At 68.9% G+C, this 1618-nt stretch carries 2 protein-coding genes; both read left to right on the forward strand.

Going from position 1 to position 1618, the window contains the following annotated elements; translation table 11 throughout:
• Window positions 1-116 precede the first annotated feature (116 nt).
• Window positions 117-1190: a helix-turn-helix domain-containing protein gene (locus tag AC51EU_RS30335; RefSeq protein ID WP_496270300.1), complete on the forward strand. Its 1074-nt coding sequence runs from the start codon at window positions 117-119 to the stop codon at window positions 1188-1190.
• A gap of 23 nt (window positions 1191-1213) precedes the next feature.
• Window positions 1214-1618, forward strand: a 405-nt coding sequence (locus tag AC51EU_RS30340; RefSeq protein WP_496270299.1) for a cysteine hydrolase family protein, incomplete at its 3' end; no start/stop codon positions are given.

Below are 1618 nucleotides of genomic sequence, written 5' to 3' on the forward strand. Positions count from 1 at the left end.
TCGCTACGCTGGGCGTTTCGGCGCTCCACCGGACGGCGGAAAGGGGGACGACGACGGTGGTCATGGTGCAGCGATGGTCCGGCCGGGAGGCCCGCCTGTTGCGCGACGCCCTGCGCATGAGCCTTCGCGATTTCGCCGCGTACCTGGGCGTCAGCGACCGGACCGTGTCGAACTGGGAAGGCGGTGGCGTGGGGTACCAGCCCCGTGCCGAATCACAGGCAGTCCTCGACACGGCACTCGGCCGTGCGTCAGATGACGCGAAGGCCCGGTTCGCCGCAGCCCTGGGCATGAACGCCGGCGGCCCGTCTGCCGTCGGACGGATCGGAGTCGACTCCCACAAGTTCCTGCCCGTCTTCATCGGTGTCGAGCGCGCCCGCCGGCTCCGCGCCCACATGACGCCGGGTGCGGGGACGGAGTGGCTGGAGTCCTCGGCCGCTCCTGTGGATCACCCGGAAGCGCGGAAGTGCGTCCTCCACGTCTTCGCATGCGGCGTTGCCGTCTACCACCTCGTCCAGCCGCACGAACCGGCCTCGCTCACCGAACTCGCCGTGTGGCGCTACCGGTCCTACGCCACCGATCTGCCCTGGGCCCGCGAGAAGCTCCGTGACCTTCTGGACGAGGACCACTCCCGCACGCCTGGCCCCGAGTACGTCCTCTCCCTGTACTGGCTCACCTCCAGCCCTTGGACCAGCAGCTCCTACGACACCGCCCTGCGCCTGCTGTCCACGCCCTCGGTTCTGGTCGACCGCGGCGCTCCGGGCGGGCCCGCACCGCTCGACGGCACGGTCGAGGCATCCCTCCTGGCCACCGGCTTCGATCACCCGGACATCGTGTCCTTCGGCGTACGCGGAGTCTCCGCCGGCTACGCGGGCTGGTCCGGCGTCGCGTACGCGTCCCTCTCCCACGAGCGGAGCCTCACCGTCGACGAGCTGGTCACCTGCGAACTGACGGTCCAGGCGCTGTGGTGCTTCACCCACCAGATCCAGCAGATGATCGAGGACGGGCAGGACCCCTCCATGCCCGAGCAGTACGGCTGGCGCTTCCTGCGCGCCGCGTACTCCCGGCTCACCACGGCCCGCGCACAGGAGACCGCGCAGCACGTTCTGATGCGCGAGGCCATCATGAGGACCAGCGGCCTGGCCGAACGGCTACGCGCCACGCAGGACGCTCTGCGCGAGAGCGTCGGGTGAGAACACAGGGCAGGAGAGAGCGGATGGACATCGGCAGCGCCGCGCTGATTGTGATCGACGTGCAGAACGGCTTCGTGAACCATCACAGCCGCCATGCCGTATCCGCGGTCTCGGACCTGGTGGCCCAATGGTCCGCCGCCGGCCGCCCGGTGGTCTTCACCCGCTACTTCAACTACGCGGACAGCCCCTACGAGCGCTTCTTCGAGTGGCGCCGACTCCAGAAGCCGCCGGAGACCGACATCGTCCCGGAACTGTTCGAAGCCTCTGCCCGAGCGCATGCGGTCATCGACAAGACCGGGTACACGCTCTTCACCCCCGAAGCTACCGAGCTGATACGCCAGTCCGGTTGGACCGACCTGGTCTTCTGCGGAATCGCCACCGAGAGCTGCGTCCTGAAGTCCGCCGCCGACGCCTTCGAGTACGGCTAC

The organism is Candidatus Streptomyces philanthi (genome assembly GCF_059553635.1).

Coding starts and splice junctions, on each gene's coding strand:
- AC51EU_RS30335 (WP_496270300.1), top strand. CDS start 117: ATGAGCCTTCGCGATTTCGCCGCGTACCTGGGCGTCAGCGACCGGACC.